The sequence below is a fragment of the Paraburkholderia sp. HP33-1 genome, from assembly GCF_021390595.1.
GTDB lineage: Bacteria > Pseudomonadota > Gammaproteobacteria > Burkholderiales > Burkholderiaceae > Paraburkholderia.
In genome coordinates this window covers 3365274-3387962 of the sequence record NZ_JAJEJR010000001.1, presented here as the reverse complement: position 1 = coordinate 3387962, position 22689 = coordinate 3365274, and the positions used below count along the sequence as shown (strand labels likewise).

Below are 22689 nucleotides of genomic sequence, written 5' to 3'. Positions count from 1 at the left end.
GGCGAATCCACGTCGGTGCACAATCGATTTCAAATTCATTTCAATCGAGCGCACCTGCGCTCACGGAGACAACACCATGGCAACGCATAGCTCGGACGAAGGTGCGCTCATCGAACCAGCGGATGGACTGTCGTACGTGCGCGGGTCGACTGAAAATCCGTTGAGCGAAGCAACCGTCGGTGAGTTCCTGCGTGACACCGCCGCGCGTTTTCCAGACCGGCCGGCCGTGGTGTTTCGCGAGCAGCGCATCCGCTGGACGTGGAGTGAATTCGCGCAAGAAGTGGATGTGCTCGCGTCCGGACTGCTTGCGCTCGGTATCGCGAAGGGCGACCGCGTCGGCATCTGGTCGCCCAACCGCGTCGAGTGGCTGCTGACACAGTTCGCGACCGCGCGTATCGGCGCGATCCTCGTCAACATCAATCCGGCCTACCGGCTTGCGGAGCTCGAATACGCGCTGAACAAGGTCGGTTGCAAGGCGGTCATCAGTGCCGAGCGCTTCAAGACGTCGATGTACCTCGAGATGTTGCGGGAACTCGCGCCTGAACTGGCGACCCAGGCGCCGGGTGAGCTGCATGCCGCGCGGCTGCCGGAGCTACGGTATGTGATCCGCATGTGCGACACTGAAGCGCCGGGGATGCTGAGCTTTTCCGACGTGATCGAGCGCGGCCGTGTGTCGCTCGACGCCACGCGGCTCGATGCAATCGGCGCGACGCTGTCGTGCCGCGAACCGATCAACATCCAGTTCACGAGCGGCACGACGGGCAATCCGAAGGGCGCGACTCTCACGCACCGCAACGTCGTGAACAACGCACGCTATATCGCGATGGCGATGCGGCTCACCGAGCAGGACGGCCTTTGCATTCCGGTGCCGCTGTATCACTGCTTCGGGATGGTGCTGGCGGTGCTCGCCTGCGTGTCAGTCGGGGCGAACATGGTGTTTCCCGGCGAGGGCTTCGATCCGGCCGCGACGCTGGCGGCGACCGCGGAGGAAAACTGTACCGCGCTGCACGGCGTGCCGACGATGTTCATCGCCGAACTCGACCATCCGACCTTCGCCTCATACGACTTCTCGCGGTTGCGCACTGGCATCATGGCCGGTTCGCCGTGTCCGATCGAGACGATGAAGAAGGTCGTCTCGAAGATGCATCTGAGCGAGATAACGATCGCCTACGGCATGACGGAGACGAGCCCGGTGTCGTTCCAGAGCTCGACGATCGATCCGCTCGACAAGCGTACGACGACCGTCGGGCGCGTCCAGCCGCATCTGGAAGTGAAAATCGTCGATCCGCTCGGCAACGTCGTGCCGGTCGGCGAAACTGGCGAGCTATGCACGCGCGGCTACTCGGTGATGCTCGGCTATTGGGACGACGACGCGAAGACGCGCGAGAGCATCGTCGATGGCTGGATGCACACAGGGGATCTGGCGACGCTCGACGCGCAAGGATACTGCAACATTGTCGGTCGCCTGAAGGACATGCTGATTCGCGGCGGCGAAAACATCTATCCGCGCGAGATCGAGGAGTTCCTGTTCCGTCACCCGAAGATCCAGAGCGTGCAGGTATTTGGCGTACCAGATACGAAGTACGGCGAGGAAGTATGCGCGTGGATCGTGCTGCGCGCGGGCGAACAGGCGACCGCCGAAGAAATCCAGCAGTTCTGCCAGGGACAGATCGCGCACTACAAGGTGCCGCGATACATCCGTTTCGTCGACGAACTGCCAATGACCGTGACCGGCAAGGTGCAGAAATTCGTGATGCGCGAACGGATGATCGGCGAATTGAAGCTCAGGGAAGACAAGACTGCATGACCTTGCCGCGGCGCACCAACCAGCCGATGCGAACAGGAAGCGAGGAGCAGAAATTGACGCCGCGCGGCGGTTGTTTTGTCGCGCGCAAACGTTTGATCAGACGAAAAAAAAGCGGGCCTGGAGCCCGCTAAAAACCACACGCTACGGGGTTAGCGCGAGGAGACCAAAGATGGGACGGATATCACGACGACCCTGCGTCGACTACGGCCCCAACAAGGATGCCCCTTCACAGGGCTTCGGCAAACGCCGACCGGCAAGTGCATCGTATCCGCTCACACTACACACTCGGCCACATCCGTGTTGAAACCGTTGAGGGCATTGTGGGCGAATTACTCTATAAACGCGGTAACAAAGTGTTTCAGGTTGTAACGCCCGCCAGATAAGGCGCTCCGGGATTTATTGCCAAAAACAAAACATTTAAAAGTAAGTATTACCGATGACTATAGCGCATTTTCATACGTATGATTGACGCCATTCCGGACGCATACTGCGGTATAAATCGGGCCGCTGATTCCGCATGAAATCGTTGCATGTGCACCTGTCGAGTGGCGCATTCCTCGTCTTGCAGGAGTTGCGACTCTGCCCCGAAATACGTCGCAATTCGGTGATAACCTGCGTCGCAGTGCAACAAAGCAAACCCCGACGCACGTCGTATAAAAAGAAGGCGAGGTGCACGACCATAAGGCGGGTCCAGATGGTTGTTTAGGGTCGACGATATCTCCCTTAGTTACATCATGCCGCTGCCCCGACACGAAATCTTCAGGCCGTCGCCGACGGCCCGCAATGGTCGCGCCAGCTCTACTTCAACCACTTATCGGAAATGGCCTGATACTCGCCGGTGGCTCGCGCGAGATGCAGCCACTGATCGACGTATTGCTGGAACGCGACGTCGCCGCGCGGCAGCAACCATGCCTTCTCGCCGTACTGGAACGGCTTGTCCGGATGTACCGAGCACAAGCCCGGATTGAGCTTCTGCTGCAGCAGCGTTTCCGACGCGTCCGTAACCATCACGTCCGCCTTGCCGGCGAGGATCTGCTTGAAGATCGTCACGTTGTCCGGATACACGGTCACGCTTGCATGCGTGAAGTACTGGTTCGCGAACTTCTCGTTAGTGCCGCCCGGATTGACGATCACTCGCGTGGAAGGCTGATCGATCTGCGCGACCGTCTGATATTTGTTCATGTCGTCGCAGCGGACGATCGGCGTCTTGCCGTCGATCATGTAAGCCTGCGTGAAGAATGCGTGCTTCTGGCGCTCGAGCGTCGGCGACACGCCGCCAATGCCGATGTCGCACTTCGTGACGAAGTCGTTCATCAGGTTCGCCCATGAAGTCTTGACGAACTCGACCTTCCCGCCGAGCGACTTCGCGAGCGACTCCGCCATGTCGATATCGATACCTTCGAACTGGCCATCGCCCCTGTAGAACGAGTACGGCTTGTAGTCGCCGGTCGTGCAGGCGCGCAGCGTGCCGCGGCTGATGATGTCGTCGAGCCTGGACGGCGCGGCCGGCGCGTTTTGCGCGCTGGCCACGCCGACGTGCATCAGGACGCCGGCGAGCGCACCGAGCATTGCGAGTGCTGCCTTCTTCATCGAGTCTCCTTGTGGTGTGTGATTGGCCGGCAAAGCTGTCGGATAGTAGCTTGGCAGCGCGGGCTTGAACATTGGCCGTTCAGCCAGGTCCAGCCGGGCAGCGGAAGGCAACCAGCCCCGACGCGTGAGCCGCTGGCCGCTCATCCACGCGGGCCCGAACCGCTGTCCGCTCGCCTCCCGAGACGCGCCGTCGCCACAGTGATTACCCCGCCAGGCGCGATCTCCCGAGCCGCGTCCGGTAAAATGCTCTTTTGCCCTTGGCTCTTCAGTCGCACGCAACGTGGCCCATCAACTCCTGAACGACACTTTCCTGCGCGCGCTGCTGCGCCAGCCGACCGACTACACGCCGATCTGGCTGATGCGGCAAGCCGGCCGCTACCTGCCGGAATACAACGCCACGCGCGCTCGCGCGGGCAGTTTCCTCGGCCTCGCGAAGAACCCGGCGTTCGCGACGGAAGTTACGTTGCAACCGCTCGATCGCTATCCGCTCGACGCCGCGATCCTGTTCTCCGACATCCTGACCGTGCCCGACGCGATGGGCCTCGGGCTCGAGTTCGTCAACGGTGAGGGGCCGAGATTTGCCCATCCGGTGCGTACCGAAGACGACGTCGCGCGCCTCGCGGTGCCCGACATCGACGCAACACTGCGCTATGTGACCGACGCCGTGCGCGAAATCCGCTCGGCTCTGAAGGACGCCCAAGGCCGCCAGCGCGTGCCGCTGATCGGCTTCTCAGGCAGTCCGTGGACGCTCGCGTGCTACATGGTCGAAGGCGGTGGCTCGGCGGACTTTCGCACCGTCAAATCGATGCTTTATGCGCGTCCCGATCTGCTGCAGCGAATTCTTGAGGTCAACGCGAGCTCGGTGGCCGCCTATCTGAACGCGCAGATTGAAGCCGGCGCGCAAGCCGTGATGATTTTCGACACCTGGGGCGGTGCGCTTGCCGATGGCATCTATCAGCGCTTTTCACTGCGCTACATCGAGCAGGTGGTCAGCCAGCTGAAACGCGAGCACGACGGCGAAAAAGTGCCGGTGATCGCCTTCACCAAGGGCGGCGGGCTGTGGCTCGACGACATCGCAGCGAGCGGCGTCGACGCGGTGGGCCTCGACTGGACCGTGAATCTGGGCAAGGCGCGCGAGCGTGTCGGGGGCAAGGTGGCGCTTCAGGGCAACATCGATCCGTCCGTGCTGTGTGCGCCGCCTGCCGCGATCCGGATGGAAGCGCGCGCGGTGCTCGACAGCTTCGGCAATCATCCCGGGCACGTTTTCAATCTCGGCCACGGCATTTCGCAGTTCACGCCGCCGGAGCACGTCGCCGAACTGGTCGACGAAGTGCATCGTCACAGTCGCGCTATCCGTAGCGGTGCGCATGCCCCTGCGTGAGGCTGTAATCGTTACCGTTTCTTGATGCATCGCAGCGAATTGGGCTCTCGGCCTAAGGATGCAAGTCTCGCGCAGAGGCCGTCAGATGGCGGTCTTGTGATTGTCAAGACTTGACTTATGCACATTCCCCACGCTGCGGCGCGGTAGAGGGTTTGATCGTGCCCCGACCCTTGCACATACTCGGCGCATTTGATCTAAGCCTTGTCTGACAAGGGTTTCCGGGGAGAGCGATGAAATGTGCGAAAGCCCACACAAGGCCGCCGCCACGTCGTTTGCGGCCCGTCGGAGCGAAGTTCTCAACAAAGTTATCCACAGGACCGCGAGCCGAGTGCAATTGTTCAGCCGAATCCAAAACTTAGCGGCGAAATTGAAGTTTTACTTTAACTTCGACGGCGCTGGGTCCCGCAGGGCCGACCCTGCGATTCGACTTCGCTTCGCGGCGGCTCAACCTCTGCGCCTCGCAGCGTGAGCGAAGTGTTCGTCCGCGTCGCGCTGGACCATCCGTTGCCGACTCTGTTCGACTACCGCTGCGACTCATCCGAGGCGGCTGCGGTGGGCACGCTCGTCAGCGTGCCATTCGGCAAGCGGCACGTGGTGGGGCTCGTCTGCGAAGTGGTTACTCACAGCGAGGTGCCGGCCGAGCGGCTGCGGAATGTGGATAAGGTCTGCACGACGTGCCCGCCGGTGTCGGAGCACTGGCTCGCGCTCGCCGCCTTCGCCGCGGACTACTATCAACGCGGTCTCGGCGAGGTGGCGTTGCCGGCGCTGCCGCAGTCGCTGCGCGACGCGTCGCGCTGGTCGCGGCTGTTCGCGCCGCAGGAGCGCTACCGATTGACGCCCGAGGGCCGCGCGGCCTTGCCTGACGCATTGCCACCCCGCGCGACGGCGCTCCGAACGCTTGCGCAGGCGCTTGCCGACACCGACTTCCTGCTCGCGGCCGACGCCCGCGCGCTGCACCCGAAGGCGCTGGCGACACTCGACACATGGCAGACAGCAGGCTGGGTGACGCTCGACGTGATCGATGCAGCCGCGGTGCCTGCCGCCGCATTTTTGCCGGACGCGCCCGCGCCGGCCCTCCCGACATTGACCGACGAGCAGGCCGACGCCGTCGATGCGATCCGCGACGCCGATGGCTTCGCTCCATTCCTGCTGCACGGCGTGACGGGCAGCGGCAAGACCGAGGTGTACCTGCGCGCACTCGCCGGGATTCTGGACGCGAAACCCGATGCACAGGCGCTCGTGCTGGTGCCTGAAATCAACCTGACGCCGCAGTTCGAGGCGGCGTTCCGCGCCCGCTTCGCCGCGCTCGACGACAGCGCGATCGTTACGCTGCACAGCGGCCTCGCCGAAGGCGAGCGTGCCCGCAACTGGTTTGCCGCACACACCGGCCGCGCACGCATCGTGCTTGGCACCCGGCTCGCGGTGCTCGCGTCGCTGCCACAATTGGCGATCATCGTTGTCGACGAGGAGCACGATCCGGCCTACAAGCAGCAGGAGGGCTTGCGCTACTCGGCGCGCGATCTCGCGATCTACCGGGCGAAGCAGCTTGGCGTGCCGGTCGTGCTCGGCTCGGCGACACCGTCGCTCGAGAGCTGGTGGCAGGCCGACCAGGGGCGCTACAAGCGGCTCACGCTGTCGCGCCGGGCCGTCGCCGACGCCGTGTTGCCGAGCGTGCGCCTCATCGATCTCGAAGACGAGCGCCGGCGCGGGCGGGCGTCGATCGAAGGCTTGTCGGGTCCGCTGATCGCCGCGCTGAAGGCGCGGCTCGAACGCGGCGAACAGAGCCTCGTGTTCCTGAACCGCCGCGGCTATGCGCCGCAACTCGCATGCGATGCGTGCGGCTGGGTGGCCGGTTGTCCGCGCTGCAGCGCCTACGTTGTGCTGCACAAGCCCGAGCGCGCGCTGCGCTGCCACCACTGCGGCTGGGAGTCTCGTATCCCGCGTTCGTGCCCGGAGTGCGGCAACGTCGATATCGCGCCGCTCGGACGCGGCACGCAGCGCGTCGAGGAAACGCTCGCGGGCGCGGTGCCGGGTGCCCGCGTGCTGCGTATCGATGCCGACAGCACACGCCGCAAGGGCAGCGCGCAGGCGCTGTTCTCGGACGTGCACGCGGGCGAGGTCGATATTCTGGTCGGCACGCAGATGATCGCGAAGGGGCACGACTTCCAGCGCGTGTCGCTGGTTGGCGTGCTGAACGCCGATACCGCGCTTTTTTCGCACGATTTCCGCGCGAGCGAGCGTCTATTCGCTCAACTGATGCAGGTGAGCGGCCGCGCGGGCCGCGCCGGTCTGCCGGGCGAAGTGCTGGTGCAAACACGCTATCCGCGACACGCGCTCTATCACGCGCTGGGCCGCCACGACTACGTCGGCTTCGCCAATGCGACGCTCGCCGAGCGACGCGACGCGCACCTGCCGCCGTTCGTGTACCAGGCGCTGCTGCGCGCCGAAGGCCGCACGCTCGAAGCAGCGCTTGCGTTTTTGCAGCAGGCCGCGGATGAGCTCGCGCAGATCCCGGCCGCCGGGCGCGTGACCGTCTACGACGCGGTGCCGCTTACGATCGTCAAGGTGATGCACGTGCATCGTGCGCAGTTGCTGATCGAAAGCGCCTCGCGCGCCGCGCTGCAGGCCACGCTGCGCGCGTGGCAGCCGCTGTTGCGCGCGCTCAAGGGCGTGTTGCGCTGGAGTCTCGAAGTCGATCCGCTCGACATCTGACGCCACCGGCCAGATGACGCCCGCCATACTTCTTTGCGTCATATCCTTAGAGCGAATGATCGTTTCGTTTTGCGACGGCGCTCGCCTATAGTCGCGAAATCGGCGCATTTTGCGGCTAAACGACAATAAGTTCGCGCCGATGCCACTCAACTTCCTCGGGGCATCTGCAATGAGCGACACCCATCACACCGCGCCGGCCGGCGCCGCGCCGGGTCAACCGCAAGGTACACAAAACGCGCAAACCGCACGGGGCAGCGGTTTTTCGCTGACTGAAGACTGGCTCGCCGCTGGCGTCGGCCTGCTGGTGATCGTGATTGCATGGGCGTTGTTCGCGTCCGGCAGCAGCATCAGGTGGCTGGCCGTTGCGCCGGCCAAGTGGTCGAGCGTCGCGCAAGCCGCGCAGGACATCGGCAAGCATCTACCCAACTACGTCGCGCTATTCGCGACATTCGCCGTGTTATTCGGCGCGAGCGTCGCCCTGCTCAGGCAGCGTGTCGGCGCGTTTCTGGCCGCGTTCGTCGTCGTGTTCGTCGCTTCCGCGCTGATCCTGACGCTCGGCGCGTGGGTCGACGCGTCGAGGTACAACCTCGAGCCGCCCCTCGTCGCGCTCGCGCTCGGGTTGATCGTGTCGAACGCGTTCAAGCTGCCGGAGTGGCTCGCGGCGGGGCTGCGCGTCGAGTTTTACATCAAGGTCGGCATCGTGCTGCTCGGTGCGACGCTGCCGTTCACGCTGCTCGTGTGGGCCGGGCCGGTCGCGGTCGCGCAGGCGAGCATCGTGTCGCTGGTGACGTTCTTCGTGATCTTCCTCGTTGCGCGTGCGTTCGGGCTCGATCGACGCTTTGCCGCGGTGCTCGGCGTCGGCGGTGCGGTGTGCGGCGTGTCGGCGGCGATCGCGATTGCCGGTGCGGTGCGGGCAAAGCGCGAGCAGGCGTCGGTGGCGATCACGCTGGTCGTGCTGTGGGCGATCGTGATGATCTTCGTGCTGCCGTTCGCGTCGCGCTCGCTCGGTCTGCCGACGGCCATCGCCGGGGCGTGGATCGGCACGTCCGAATTCGCCGACGCCGCCGGCATTGCCGCCGCCCAGGCATACGGCGATTTCGCGCGGCATGCGGGTGGCGCGATAGCCGGCGCACCGGAAGCGTCGTTGCAGGCGTTCACACTAATGAAGGTGGTGGGGCGCGACATCTGGATCGGCATCTGGGCGTTCGTGCTCGCGATCGTCGCGACGACGCGCTGGGAAGCGCAGGACAGCGGCGTCACCGCGCGCGCGAACGTCGGCGAGATCTGGGCGCGTTTCCCGAAGTTCGTCATCGGTTTCGTGATTGCGTCGGCGCTGGTCACGTGGATCGCGAGCCATTATTCGCTCGCCGATTACCGCAAGGTCGTCACGCCGGAATTCGTCGCGCCGATCACGGTGCTGCGCACGTGGGCGTTCACCTTCTGCTTCCTGAGCATCGGTCTGACGACGCGCTTCCGCTCGCTTGCCGCGACCGGTCTGAAGCCGTTCCTTGCGTTCACGGCGGGCGTCGTGGTCAATATTGCGATCGGCTATGCACTGTCTGCGCACGTGTTCGCGTCGTACTGGAACAGCCTCGGATAGCGCCCGTGAAAATTCTGACGGTTCGTACCGCCGGCGCCCCGGCTTATGCAGGCGCCGTAGAGCGCGGCAGCACAGCCCTCGCGCCGTGCTGCTCTGGATGCCTGCATCGCGTGGCAGAGCGCAATGCGCTCGAGCAGCGCATTGCGGGGCTCGTCGCGTTCAGTTCGGGGTTCGGCGCGAGCGTTGCCGATAGCCGGCTGTGTCGTCTGCACGACCAGCTTGTATCGCCCGACGACGTCTGTGCGCGGTTCGAGCCGATTGCGCCGCCGCTCGGGCCGCGCTGACCCAACAGCGACCTTTAGGCGCAATCCCGGCGCGCCAGTGTTCCCGCGCCAATCCAGTCGCACATTCACTCACGCGCGCATCCGGTTTTATGAGCCGTTGCGCGCGCTTTTCTGATCTCAGTCGCTCAGCGCGCTTCGCGTATTGGCCGCTGATCCACGCGAGGCCGCGCTCGCACGGTGATGCTCCTCTTCCCGACGATTCGAGCCGCCGGTCGCGCCTCGAACGAAGAACACCGCACAGGCCGCGCACATCGCCCAAATGCCCAGTATTACCATCCACTTTTCCATCTCACCAACCCTCGCGAACCCCGTTTATCTTTTCTGCGTACCCGGAAAATCGATGTTTCCGGTCGCCCGTCGTCGTACTTCTGGTTATCGGCGCGCGAAGTCGTTTGATAAGGCTTATTTCAAAAAGAATCACGCCAGGGAAAGTACCGAGCGCAAGCCCGCCCGTCCGGCTGTTGAGCATCACGCTGAAACCCGCGTCCAGTAGGGCTTCCAGCGGGGTGCAACCGTCGCGTCGGTTTGGTTGCACCTTTTTATTGGGAGGCGTACGATTCGGCCAACTTTTAGTCTTTCGCCAGGCTCGCGCCCGGTATCAAAGAAGGAAACATGGCTAGCACCACCCTTGGCGTCAAGGTCGACGACCTCCTGCGTTCCCGGCTCAAAGATGCCGCCACCCGCCTCGAGCGCACTCCGCACTGGCTGATCAAACAGGCCATCTTCGCGTACCTCGAAAAGATCGAGCACGGCCAGTTGCCGGCCGAACTGTCGGGCGCAACCGGCACGGCTGATCTCGGCGACGGCGCGGCGGTCGCGAACGAGGAAGACGGCGCCTCGCATCCGTTTCTCGATTTCGCGCAGAACGTGCAACCGCAGTCGGTGCTGCGCGCGGCGATTACCGCCGCGTATCGCCGCCCAGAGCCCGAGTGCATGCCGTTCCTGCTCGGCCAGGCGCGTCTGCCGGCCAACCTCGCGGGCGACGTGCAGGCGTTGGCCGGCAAGCTCGTCGAAACGCTGCGCTCGAAGAGCAAGGGCGGTGGTGTCGAAGGGCTGATCCACGAATTTTCGCTGTCGAGCCAGGAAGGCGTCGCGCTGATGTGTCTCGCCGAGGCGCTGCTGCGCATTCCCGATCGCGCGACCCGCGACGCGCTGATTCGCGACAAGATCAGCAAGGGCGACTGGAAATCGCACGTCGGCCAGGCGCCATCGCTGTTCGTCAACGCGGCGACCTGGGGGCTGATGATCACCGGCAAGCTGGTGACGACCAATAGCGAGACGAGCCTGTCGTCGGCGCTCACGCGCCTGATCGGCAAGGGCGGCGAGCCGCTGATCCGCAAGGGCGTCGACATGGCGATGCGCCTGATGGGCGAGCAGTTCGTGACCGGCGAAAACATCTCAGAAGCGCTCGCGAATAGCCGCAAGTACGAGGCGCGCGGTTTCCGCTATTCGTACGACATGCTCGGCGAAGCGGCGACCACCGAGGCCGACGCGCAGCGCTACTACGCGTCGTACGAGCAGGCGATCCATGCGATCGGCAAGGCCGCGGGCGGCCGTGGCATCTACGAAGGTCCGGGGATCTCGATCAAGCTGTCGGCGCTGCATCCGCGCTATTCGCGCGCACAGCAGGAACGCACGATGAGCGAGCTGCTGCCGCGCGTACGCACGCTCGCGATCCTCGCGCGCCGCTACGACATCGGTCTCAATATCGACGCCGAAGAGGCCGACCGGCTCGAACTATCGCTGGATCTGCTCGAAGCGCTGTGCTTCGATCCGGAGCTGCAAGGCTGGAACGGCATCGGCTTTGTCGTGCAGGCGTATCAGAAGCGCTGCCCGTTCGTGATCGACTACCTGATCGATCTGGCGCGCCGCAGCCGTCACCGTGTGATGGTGCGGCTCGTGAAGGGCGCGTACTGGGATTCGGAAATCAAGCGCGCGCAGATCGATGGCCTCGAAGGCTATCCCGTGTACACGCGCAAGATCTACACAGACGTGTCGTACCTCGCGTGCGCGAAAAAGCTGCTCGGCGCACCCGATGCCGTCTATCCGCAGTTCGCGACGCACAACGCGCATACGCTGTCGGCGATCTATCACCTCGCCGGCAACAACTACTACCCCGGCCAATACGAGTTCCAGTGCCTGCACGGGATGGGCGAGCCGCTGTACGAAGAAGTCACCGGCCGCGACAAGCTGAACCGCCCGTGCCGCGTGTACGCGCCGGTCGGCACGCATGAGACGCTGCTCGCGTACCTCGTGCGCCGGCTGCTCGAGAACGGCGCAAACACGTCGTTCGTGAATCGCATCGCCGACGATTCCGTCGCGATCAAGGAGCTAGTCGCCGATCCGGTCGAGGAAGCGTCGAAGATCGTGCCGCTCGGCGCGCCGCACTCGCGTATTCCGCTGCCGCGCAATCTGTACGGCGCGGAACGGCTCAATTCGATGGGTCTCGATCTGTCGAACGAACATCGGCTTGCGTCGCTGTCGTCGGCGCTGCTCGCCAGCGCACACCATCCGTGGCGCGCCGCACCGATGCTCGAAGACAACGAGATCGCCGTCGCGACAGGTGGTGCGGCGCGCGACGTGCGCAACCCGGCCGACCAGCGCGATCTCGTCGGCACGGTGGTCGAAGCGAGCGCCGAGCACGTGAGCGCCGCGCTCGGCCACGCGGTGGCTGCCGCGCCGATCTGGCAGGCGACGCCAGTCGAGGCGCGCGCCGATTGCCTCGCGCGTGCCGCTGATCTGCTCGAAGCGCAGATGCACACGTTGATGGGGCTGGTGGTGCGTGAAGCGGGCAAATCGCTCGCGAACGCGGTCGCGGAAATCCGCGAGGCGATCGACTTCCTGCGCTACTACTCGACGCAGATCCGCAACGAGTTTTCGAACGACACGCATCGGCCGCTCGGCCCGGTGGTCTGTATCAGCCCGTGGAATTTCCCGCTGGCGATTTTCATGGGCCAGGTGGCCGCCGCGCTCGCGGCCGGCAACACGGTGCTCGCGAAACCGGCCGAGCAGACGCCGCTGATCGCCGCGCAGGCGGTGCGGATTCTGCGCGAAGCGGGCGTGCCCGCGGGCGCGGTGCAACTGCTGCCGGGCAATGGTGAAACGGTCGGCGCCGCGCTGGTCGCCGATCCGCGCACGCGTGCGGTGATGTTCACCGGCTCGACCGAAGTCGCGCGTTTGATCAACAAGACGCTGTCCGGCCGACTCGATCCGGATGGCAAGCCGATTCCGCTGATCGCCGAAACCGGCGGCCAGAACGCGATGATCGTCGACTCGTCGGCGCTCGCCGAGCAGGTCGTGGCCGATGTGCTGCAATCGTCATTCGACTCTGCCGGTCAACGATGTTCGGCGTTGCGCGTTCTTTGTCTGCAGGACGAGGTCGCGGACCGTACGCTCGAAATGCTGACGGGCGCGATGCGCGAGCTCGCGCTCGGCAACCCGGATCGCCTGTCAACCGACGTCGGCCCGGTGATCGACCTCGACGCGAAGCGCGGCATCGACGCGCACATCGCGGCGATGCGCGACAAGGGCCGCAAGGTCGAGCAAATGCCGCTGCCGGATGGCGCGACGCAGGGCACCTTCGTGCCGCCGACGCTGATCGAGCTCGACAGCATCGACGAGCTGAAGCGCGAAGTGTTCGGCCCGGTGCTGCACGTGGTGCGCTATCGCCGCAGCCAGCTCGACAAGCTGCTCGAACAGATTCGCGCGACGGGTTATGGTTTGACGCTCGGCATCCACACGCGCATCGACGAAACGATCGCGCATGTGATCAGCCGCGCGCACGTGGGCAACATTTATGTGAACCGCAATGTGATCGGCGCGGTGGTCGGTGTGCAGCCGTTCGGCGGCGAAGGGTTGTCGGGTACCGGGCCGAAGGCCGGTGGCGCGCTGTATCTGCAGCGTCTGCTCGCGACGCGGCCGGGTGGTTTGCCGAAGTCGCTCGCGCAGGCATTGGTGGTCGAAGTACCGCAGGCGGCGGAAAAGGGTGACAATCCGGCGGCCGCGCTGACCGCGCTGCGTGACTGGCTGATCGCCGAGCGCGAGCCGCAGCTCGCCGCGCGTTGCGACGGCTACCTCGCGCATGTGCCGGCGGGCGCGACTGCGGTGCTGTCGGGGCCGACCGGCGAGCGCAACACGTACACGCTGGGTCCGCGCGGCACGGTGCTGTGCATCGCGTCGACGGCGAGCGGCGCGCGCGTGCAGTTCGCGGCGGCGCTGGCGACGGGAAATCGTGCGTTGTTCGAAGGCGCGGCCGGCGAACAATTGGTCTCGCAGCTGCCCGCGTCGCTGAAGGCGCACGCGAGCGTGAAGAAGAGTGCCGATGCGCCGTTCGACGCCGTGCTGTTCGAAGGCGACAGCGACGAGCTGCTCGCGCTCGTGAAGGAGGTCGCGAAGCGCGCGGGGCCGATCGTGTCGGTGCAGGGCGTCGCGGCCCGTGCGCTCGCGAGCGGCGACGAGGACTACGCGCTCGAGCGTCTGCTGACCGAGCGCTCGGTCAGCGTGAACACCGCCGCGGCAGGCGGCAATGCGAATTTGATGACGATCGGTTGAGCGAACCTCGGCGATCCACTCAATAGAACGGAAGCGGAACGGCGACCCCGACACCGCTTCATCCACACCTGGTATGAAGGAGAAGCTATGCAACACAAAATGAAACAGCTGGCAGGCGCAGCTCTGGTTGCCGCAATGTCGCTGGCGGGGACAGCTAACGCTCAATCGACGGAAGACGTGAAGATCGGTTTCGCCGGTCCGATGACGGGCGCACAGGCGCACTACGGCAAGGACTTCCAGAACGGCATCGTGCTCGCGGTCGAAGAGTTCAACGCGACGAAGCCCGTGATCGGCGGCAAGCAGGTTCGCATCGTGCTGGACTCGGCCGACGACCAGGCCGACCCGCGCACCGGCACGACGGTTGCGCAGAAGCTCGTGGATGACGGCATCAAGGGCATGCTCGGCCACTTCAACTCGGGCACGACGATTCCGGCCTCGCGCATTTACGCGAACGCGGGCATTCCGCAGATCGCAATGGCGACCGCACCGGAATTCACGCAGCAGGGCTTCAAGACCACCTTCCGCATGATGACGTCCGACACGCAGCAAGGCTCGGTTGCCGGCGCGTTTGCAGTGAAGAACCTCGGCATGAAGAAGATCGCGATCGTCGATGATCGCACCGCTTATGGCCAGGGTCTCGCCGATCAGTTCGAGAAGGCAGCGAAGGCGGCTGGCGCGACGATCGTCGATCGTGAATACACGAACGACAAGGCCGTCGACTTCAAGTCGATCCTGACCAAGCTGAAGTCGTCGAACCCGGATCTGATCTACTACGGCGGCGCGGATTCGCAAGCGGCACCGATGGTCAAGCAGATGAAGCAGCTCGGCGTGAAGGCGCCGCTGATGGGCGGGGAAATGGTCCACACGCCGACCTTCATCAAGCTCGCCGGCGACGCGGCAAACGGCACGGTGGCCTCGCTCGCCGGTCTGCCGCTCGAAGAAATGCCGGGCGGCAAGGCGTACGTCGAGAAGTACAAGGCGCGCTTCAACGAAGACGTGCAGACGTACTCGCCGTACGCATTCGATGGCGCGATGGCAATGTTCACCGCGATGAAGAACGCGAACTCGACCGATCCGGCCAAGTACCTGCCGGTGCTCGCGAAGACGTCGAAGCCGGCGGTCACGACGACCGACCTCGCGTACGACGCGCGCGGCGATCTGAAGAACGGCGGTATCACGCTGTACAAGGTCGTCGATGGCAAGTGGACGACGCTGCAAAGCGTGGGCGGCAAGTAAGTTTCTTGCTGAAGCGTTTTATGATGAAAAAACCCCGCTTCGGCGGGGTTTTTTATTGCGCCGCAAACGTAGCTCCACTACTCGCCGCGCATCTTCCTCCCCTGCTCACGAACCTGCTCGAGCGTCGCTGCGGGTGTGCTCGCTTCCTGCGGCATACGAATCTCGATCACAGCCGGCAACTGCGATTCCATCGCGCGTTGCAACGCCGGCAGGAAATCCCCGGTGCGCTCAACGGTCTCGCCATGTGCGCCGAACGATCGCGCGAATGCCGCAAAGTCCGGGTTCGTGAGACCGGTGCCATGCACGCGATGCGGATAGTGCCGCTCCTGATGCATGCGGATCGTGCCGAAGTGGCTGTTGTTGACGACGATGAACAGCACGCGCAGGTCGTACTGCATCGCCGTCGCGAGCTCCTGGGCGGCCATCATGAAGCAGCCGTCGCCGGCGAGCGCGACCACCGCGCGTTGCGGATACAGCGACTTCGCCGCGAGCGCGGCCGGCACGCCGTAGCCCATCGCGCCGCTCGTCGGCGCGAGCTGCGAGCGGAAGTGTCGATACGAGAAATGGCGATGCAGCCAGGTCGCGTAATTGCCCGCGCCGTTCGTGAGGATCGCGTCGTCGGGCAGACGCGCACGCAATTGCTCGATCACTTCGCCCATCTGCACGTCGCCGGGGATCGCGCGCGGCTCGCGCCATTCCAGATACGCGCGATGCGCTTCCAGGGCCGCACCCGCCCAGGCGAGCTTGCCGGACGACGGCGGCTTCAGTTCCGCGAGCATCGCCGCAAGTTCCGGCATGCCGGATACGATCGGCAAATCGGCCGCATACACGCGACCGAGTTCTTCCGCGCCCTGATGCACGTGCACGAGCGTCTGCTTCGTCTTCGGAATGTCGAGCAGCGTGTAGCCGTTGGTCGTCGCTTCGCCCAGGCGCGGACCGAGCGTGAGCAGCAGGTCGGCATCGCGAATGCGGTGCGCAAGCGCGGGGTTGATGCCGAGACCGACGTCGCCCGCGTAGTTCGGATGGTCGTTATTGAAGGTGTCCTGGAAGCGGAACGCGAGGCCGATCGGCAACTGCCAGGTTTCGATGAAGCGACGCAGGTCCGTGCATGCGGCCGGTGTCCAGCCACTGCCGCCGGCGATCACCATCGGCCGTTGCGCGCCTTCGAGCAACTCGCGCAGCTTCGCGATCTGCGCGGCCGACGGCGACGCCGCGACGCGCTGATAAGCGGGCGCGCCAGGCACCGCGTCGCAGGCATCGCTCAACACGTCTTCCGGCAGAGCCAGAACGACCGGCCCCGGCCGCCCCGAGGTGGCCGTATGAAACGCATGGCTCAGGTATTCGGGGATGCGCTTCGGGTCGTCGATCTGCGCGACCCACTTCGCCATCTGACCGAACATGCGTCGATAGTCGATCTCCTGAAACGCCTCGCGATCGAGATGCTCGCGCGCGCATTGACCGATCAGCAGGATCATCGGCGTCGAGTCCTGAAACGCGGTGTGCACGCCGATCGACGCATGCGTTGCGCCCGGCCCGCGCGTGACGAACGCGACACCTGGGCGGCCGGTCAGCTTGCCGAGCGCTTCGGCCATGTTAGCGGCCGCGGCTTCATGACGGCAGACAATCGTCTGAATGCGCGCGGTTTCGTCGTGCAGCGAATCGAGCACGGCGAGAAAGCTTTCGCCGGGAACGCAGAACACGCGTTCGACGCCGTGCGTCAGCAACGCATCGACGACGAGGCGCGCGCCGGTCGTGCGCGCAGTGTGGGAAGCGGAAACGGGAGCATTCGGCAGCGACATTGCGAAGAAGCCTCCTGGTAGTGCGTGAGTGCGATGGAATGGAGCCGCGTCGACGGACCATGCAACGGCGGCCGATCGGCGCTTCGACAGCTTACGCCGAGCACGTGGGCGCTGTCATGGCGCAGTCAATCCAATGCCGCGCTCAACGACTCAACACTCGACGATATTCACCGCGAGCCCGCCGCGCGACGTTTCCTTGTACTTGGTCTTCATGTCCGCGCCGGTTTCGCGCATCGTCTTGATCACCGAATCGAGCGACACGTAGTGACTGCCGTCGCCCCGCAACGCCATACGCGCGGCATTGACCGCCTTCACCGATGCCATCGCATTGCGCTCGATACACGGAATCTGAACCATGCCGCCGACCGGATCGCAGGTGAGCCCGAGGTTGTGCTCCATGCCGATTTCGGCGGCATTCTCGACCTGTTTCGGTGTGCCGCCCATCACGGCGGCGAGCGCGCCCGCGGCCATCGAGCACGCGACGCCCACTTCGCCCTGGCAGCCCACTTCGGCGCCGGAAATCGACGCGTTCAGCTTGTACAGGATGCCGATCGCAGCGGCCGTCATCAGGAAGTCGATCACGCCCTGCTCGTTCGCGCCCGGCATGAAACGCGTGTAGTAATGCAGCACCGCCGGAATGATGCCGGCCGCGCCGTTGGTCGGCGCGGTGACGACGCGCCCGCCCGCGGCGTTTTCTTCGTTGACGGCGATCGCATAGAGATTGATCCAGTCGACCATCGACAGCGGATCCTGCAGCGCGCGCTCAGGGTTACCGGTCAACGCGCGATACAGCTGCGGCGCGCGCCGCTTCACCTGTAACGGGCCGGGCAAATGACCGTCGGCATCGGGATTGTTGATGCCGCACCCGCGCGCGACGCACGATTGCATCACGTCCCAGATCTTCAGCAGACCCGTGCGCGTTTCTTCTTCGGTATGCCAGACGCGTTCGTTTTCCCACATCAGCTGCGCGATGCTTTTGCCGCTCGACGCGCACAACGCAAGTAATTCGTTGGCGGTACGAAACGAATGCGGAAGCTGATCGACCGCGCTCAACACCTTCGTGTTCGGCGCGCCGGCCGTCACGACGAAGCCGCCGCCGACCGACAGATAGGTCGACTCGCGCAGCGTCGCGCCTTGCGCATCGAACGCGAAGAGCTTCAGTCCGTTCGGATGCTCAGGCAATGCCTGGCGATAAAACGCGATGTGCTCTTTCTGCACGAACGGCACCTCATGCGTGCCGAGCAGCGCGAGCTTGCGCGACACGCGCACCGCTTCGAGCCGCTGCGCGATCGTGTCGGGGTTGACGGTGTCGGGCGCATCGCCCATCAGGCCTAGCATCACACCGCGATCGGTGCCGTGCCCCTTGCCGGTTGCGCCGAGCGAGCCGTACAGCTCCGCTTTCACCGACGCGGTGGTGTCGAGCAGCCCGTCGCGCTCGAGTCCGTGGACGAACATCAGCGCCGCGCGCATCGGCCCAACCGTATGCGAGCTCGACGGACCAATGCCGATCTTGAAGAGATCGAAGACGCTGACTGCCATGTCCTGCTCCCTGCCAATAGATAAATAGATTATCGCGCCGGCAGCGGCAAACACACGGCGAGCCACGCGGGCGGCGTCGGTGCGAGCTGCAGCGCGACTGGCGTAAAGCGTCCGTCGAGACGCGCCGCCAGGTGAAACAGTTCGGTCGCGTTCTTCGGGTCCCACGTACCCGAATAGCCGGGCAAGCCGGCCTCACGACGTTTTGCATCGAATGCGACGTTCGAATGCACGAATTCCTCATGCGTCTGGCCGCCGGTAGCAAACGGCACCAACCAGTTCAGCGCGGCAAGCAGCGTCGCGCCGTTGGCGCCCTTCTCCTGCAGCCAGTTGCGGTTGTGGCGGCGCGCGGCGAGCGCGGCCGTCACGAGCGGTTGCAGATCGTAGGTCACATAGTGCAGCGCATCGCGCTCGCCGAAGTCGATCGTCGAGCCGTCCGGTGCGATGTTGTCGCCGATATGCTCGACGAACAGCCGCTGCGCGGCGTTGATCATCTTTCGATTGTCGAGCGTGAACGCGGCCATCGCGATCAGCTTGATCCGGTGGCTTTGCCAATTGTTACGGAACGTGCCCGTGAGCGGCCGCGGCTGCGCGTCGATCTGCGCGATGTAACCGTTCGCGAACTTCGTCAGAAACGCCATCGTCGCGTTGCGCGTTTTGACGGGCAGTGCGCTTGCCGTCATGTCGTACGCGAGAATCAGCCCTTCGAAACGCGTTTCGTCGATCGGATTGAAGCTCGGCTGATACGTCGTGACCCACGCATACAGCAGACGGTCGACGAACTTCAGGAAGCGGTCGTCGCTGGTCGCGCGCCACGCGAGCGCGGCGTCGCGCAACAGGTCGAGATCCTTCTGCGCTTCGACGCTCTGATCGTAGATGCCCTCGTGCGGCAGCGTGCCCTCGGTGTGCAGTTTCGCGAGCGCACGCGGCTGCTCGTTCAGATGCGCCTGCACGTTGGCGACAAGTGCCTTGACCCCGGGATCGGCATTGGTGCGCTCGCTCGTTTGCAGCGCGGGCGCCGCGCAGAAATTCATCGCGGCCTGCGCCTCATTCAGCGGCAGCAGCACGGCCGCGCCGGCCAGCAGCGCCGCGTAAGCGGGCCGCCACGCACGGGTAGCCGCTTCGGCCCGGCTTTGCATCAATCGCACCTTTCGCGCCATGCGCAACTCCTCGTTAGGCTGATCAGGTGTGTGATGTTAGCCGGTTGCGGCATTCAACGACAGGAGTGCGCGTGACGTCCCGCTGACCCGCTCTCACTCGTAATCGGCGACCGGCACGCACGAGCAGAACAGATTGCGATCGCCGTACACGTTGTCCGCGCGGCCGACCGGCGGCCAGTACTTGTTCGCGATCAGCGTCTTCAGCGGATAGGCGGCGGTTTCGCGCGCATACGCATGCTTCCAGTCATCGGCGATCACGACCGCCGCCGTGTGCGGCGCGTGCTTGAGCGGATTGTCCTCGCGGTCCGCGCGGCCTTCCTCGACCGCGCGGATTTCCTCGCGGATCGCAATCATCGCCTCGATGAAGCGGTCGAGTTCTTCCTTCGACTCCGACTCGGTCGGCTCGACCATCAGCGTGCCCGGCACCGGGAAGCTCATCGTCGGTGCGTGGAAGCCGTAGTCGGCGAGGCGCTTGGCGACGTCGTCGACGGTGACGCCGCTCGTGTCCTTGATCGGACGCAGATCGAGAATGCACTCGTGCGCGACGAGGCCGCCTGGACCCGAGTACAGCACCGGATAGTGCGGCGCAAGTTTGTTCGCGACGTAGTTCGCGTTGAGAATCGCGGTTTCGGTCGCGGCGGTCAGGTTCTTCGCGCCCATCATCGCGATGTACATCCACGAGATCGGCAGGATCGACGCCGAGCCGTACGGCGCAGCCGATACCGCGCCGATGCCGTGCTCCGCGCGCTCATAGCCCGACGAAGTCTGGTTGGGCAGGAACTGCGCGAGGTGCGCGCCGACCGCGACCGGGCCGACGCCCGGTCCGCCGCCGCCGTGCGGAATGCAGAAGGTTTTGTGCAGGTTCAGGTGCGAGACGTCGCCCCCGAACTGACCCGGCGCGCACAGACCGACCATCGCATTCATGTTCGCGCCGTCCACGTACACCTGGCCGCCGTGCGCATGGACGATCTCGCAGATTTCACGGACGTTCTGTTCGAACACGCCATGCGTCGACGGATACGTGATCATGATTGCCGCGAGCTTGTCGGCGTGCTGCGCGGCCTTCTTCTTCAGGTCTTCGATATCGACGTTGCCCTGGGCGTCGCATGCAACGACGACGACCTGCATACCGGCCATCTGGGCCGACGCCGGGTTCGTGCCGTGCGCCGATGCGGGAATCAGGCAGACGTTGCGATGCGCTTCGCCGCGCGATGCGTGATACGCGTGGATGATCAACAGACCCGCGTACTCGCCCTGCGAGCCCGCGTTCGGCTGCAGCGACACGGCTGCGTAGCCGGTCGCGGCGACCAGCATCTGTTCGAGCTGATCGATCATCTCGCGATAGCCGACGGTCTGCTCGGCCGGAGCGAACGGGTGGATCTGGCCGAACTCGGGCCACGTGACCGGCAGCATTTCCGAGGTCGCGTTCAGCTTCATCGTGCACGAACCGAGCGGGATCATCGAGCGGTCGAGCGCGAGGTCCTTGTCCGACAGGCTGCGCAGATAGCGCAGCATTTCCGTTTCCGAATGGTGACGGTTGAACACGTGATGCGTCAGGTACGCGCTCGTGCGTTCGAGCTCAGCCGGCACCGAAGACACATCCGATGCGCTCAATGCAGCATCGAGTGCATCGACTTGCGGCACATCGCCGGCAAAGGCGGCCTGCGCGAACGCCGACAGCAGGTCAGCCAGATCGCTGCGGGTCGTGGTTTCGTCGATCGAGATGCCGACGCGCGTGTCGCTCACGTGGCGCAGGTTGATGCGCTTGGCGGCGGCGGCGTCATGCAATGCCTGGGTGCGCGCGCCCGTTTCGAACGTGAGCGTATCGAAGAACGTATTGTTGACGAGCTTGTAGCCGAGTTGCTTCGCGCCTTCGGCGAGCAGCGCGGCGACGCGGTTCACGCGCAGCGCGATCGTTTTCAGACCGCGCGGGCCGTGATAGACCGCATACATGCTCGCCATGATCGCGAGCAGCGCCTGCGCGGTACACACGTTCGACGTCGCCTTCTCGCGGCGGATGTGCTGCTCGCGCGTTTGCAGCGCGAGACGCAGCGCGGGGTTGCCTTGCGCGTCGACGGTCACGCCGACCAGACGCCCCGGCATCTGCCGCTTGAATTCGTCGCGCACCGCGAGGTACGCGGCGTGCGGGCCGCCGAAGCCGACCGGCACGCCGAAACGCTGCGTATTGCCGACCGCGACGTCCGCGCCCCATTCGCCCGGCGGCGTGAGGACCGTCAGCGCGAGCAGGTCGGCGGCGACGACCACATGGCCGCCCGCCGCGTGGATCGCTTCGGTCAGCGCGCGGTAGTCGCACACGTCGCCGTTCACGCCCGGGTATTGCAGCAGCACGCCGAACGCGTTCGCGTCGGCGGCTTCAGCAGCCGGGCCGACTTTCACTTCGATGCCGACCGGCGTCGCGCGCGTCTTCACGACTTCGATGGTTTGCGGCAGCACGTCGTCGGCTACGAAGAACACGTTCGACTTCGGCTTGCCGACGCGTTGCAGGAGCGTCATCGCTTCGGCGGCGGCGCTCGCTTCGTCGAGCAGCGAAGCGTTCGAGATGGCGAGGCCGGTCAGGTCGGTAACCATCTGCTGGAAGTTCAGCAGCGCTTCCAGACGGCCTTGGGAAATTTCAGGCTGATACGGCGTATACGCGGTGTACCACGCCGGATTTTCCAGCACGTTGCGCAGGATCACCGTCGGCGTATGGGCGTTGTAATAGCCCTGGCCGATGTAGGAGCGGAACACCTGGTTCTTGTCCGCGAGCTCGCGCAGTGCGGCGAGCGCTTCGGCTTCGCTCTTCGGTTGCGCGAAGGGGCCGAGCGGCAGTGTTTCGGTGCGGCGGATCGTCTTCGGGATGACGGCGTCGATCAATGCCGCGCGCGACGCGAAGCCGAGTGCTTCGAGCATCGCTTGCTGGTCGGCCGCATCCGGGCCGATATGCCGTTCGGCGAAGGCGTCGTGCACTTCGAGCGCGGCGAGCGAGAGAGGAGTGCGGTTCATCAGACGATCCGGGTGTTCGAGCTTCATGGG

At 64.8% G+C, this 22689-nt stretch carries 12 protein-coding genes; 7 read left to right on the top strand and 5 right to left on the bottom strand.

Annotated elements, in window-relative coordinates:
* The first annotated feature begins 76 nt into the window (after positions 1 to 76).
* On the top strand, positions 77 to 1807 hold the full coding sequence (locus L0U81_RS15600) for an AMP-binding protein (protein WP_233804044.1): 1731 nt from the start codon (positions 77 to 79) through the stop codon (positions 1805 to 1807).
* 798 nt (positions 1808 to 2605) lie between these two features.
* On the opposite strand, the gene L0U81_RS15595 is transcribed toward L0U81_RS15600, so the two are convergent.
* Entirely contained in the window at positions 2606 to 3397 is a 792-nt protein-coding gene (locus tag L0U81_RS15595) for a transporter substrate-binding domain-containing protein (protein ID WP_233804043.1), read from the bottom strand.
* A 280-nt stretch (positions 3398 to 3677) separates the two neighbouring features.
* On the opposite strand from L0U81_RS15595, the gene hemE reads away from it, so the two are divergent.
* The 6 genes from hemE (at position 3678) to L0U81_RS15565 (ending at position 15161) form a co-directional block, all read left to right on the top strand.
* Positions 3678 to 4778, top strand: coding sequence for a uroporphyrinogen decarboxylase (gene hemE / locus L0U81_RS15590; RefSeq protein ID WP_233804042.1), 1101 nt, complete (start codon positions 3678 to 3680; stop codon positions 4776 to 4778).
* A 465-nt stretch (positions 4779 to 5243) separates the two neighbouring features.
* Positions 5244 to 7490 (top strand): primosomal protein N', encoded by a 2247-nt coding sequence (locus L0U81_RS15585; protein WP_233804040.1) that lies wholly within the window; start codon positions 5244 to 5246, stop codon positions 7488 to 7490.
* Between the two features lie 169 nt (positions 7491 to 7659).
* Entirely contained in the window at positions 7660 to 9090 is a 1431-nt protein-coding gene (locus tag L0U81_RS15580; RefSeq protein WP_233804038.1) for a YeiH family protein, read from the top strand.
* Positions 9091 to 9095: 5 nt separating this feature from the next.
* Positions 9096 to 9374, top strand: a complete 279-nt coding sequence (locus L0U81_RS15575) for a hypothetical protein (protein WP_233804037.1) — start codon at positions 9096 to 9098, stop codon at positions 9372 to 9374.
* Between the two features lie 612 nt (positions 9375 to 9986).
* Entirely contained in the window at positions 9987 to 13925 is a 3939-nt protein-coding gene (gene putA / locus L0U81_RS15570; RefSeq protein ID WP_233804035.1) for a trifunctional transcriptional regulator/proline dehydrogenase/L-glutamate gamma-semialdehyde dehydrogenase, read from the top strand.
* An 87-nt stretch (positions 13926 to 14012) separates the two neighbouring features.
* On the top strand, positions 14013 to 15161 hold the full coding sequence (locus tag L0U81_RS15565; RefSeq protein WP_233804033.1) for a branched-chain amino acid ABC transporter substrate-binding protein: 1149 nt from the start codon (positions 14013 to 14015) through the stop codon (positions 15159 to 15161).
* 77 nt (positions 15162 to 15238) lie between these two features.
* Here L0U81_RS15565 and L0U81_RS15560 read toward each other — a convergent pair whose 3' ends face one another.
* From L0U81_RS15560 to gcvP, 4 genes are all read right to left on the bottom strand, one after another.
* Entirely contained in the window at positions 15239 to 16960 is a 1722-nt protein-coding gene (locus tag L0U81_RS15560; RefSeq protein ID WP_233804031.1) for a thiamine pyrophosphate-binding protein, read from the bottom strand.
* Between the two features lie 150 nt (positions 16961 to 17110).
* On the bottom strand, positions 17111 to 18499 hold the full coding sequence (locus L0U81_RS15555; protein ID WP_233804029.1) for an L-serine ammonia-lyase: 1389 nt from the start codon (positions 18497 to 18499) through the stop codon (positions 17111 to 17113).
* A gap of 29 nt (positions 18500 to 18528) precedes the next feature.
* On the bottom strand, positions 18529 to 19656 hold the full coding sequence (locus L0U81_RS15550) for an alginate lyase family protein (protein ID WP_233804027.1): 1128 nt from the start codon (positions 19654 to 19656) through the stop codon (positions 18529 to 18531).
* Positions 19657 to 19749: 93 nt separating this feature from the next.
* Positions 19750 to 22686, bottom strand: a complete 2937-nt coding sequence (gene gcvP / locus L0U81_RS15545) for an aminomethyl-transferring glycine dehydrogenase (protein ID WP_233804025.1) — start codon at positions 22684 to 22686, stop codon at positions 19750 to 19752.
* Positions 22687 to 22689: the final 3 nt, after the last annotated feature.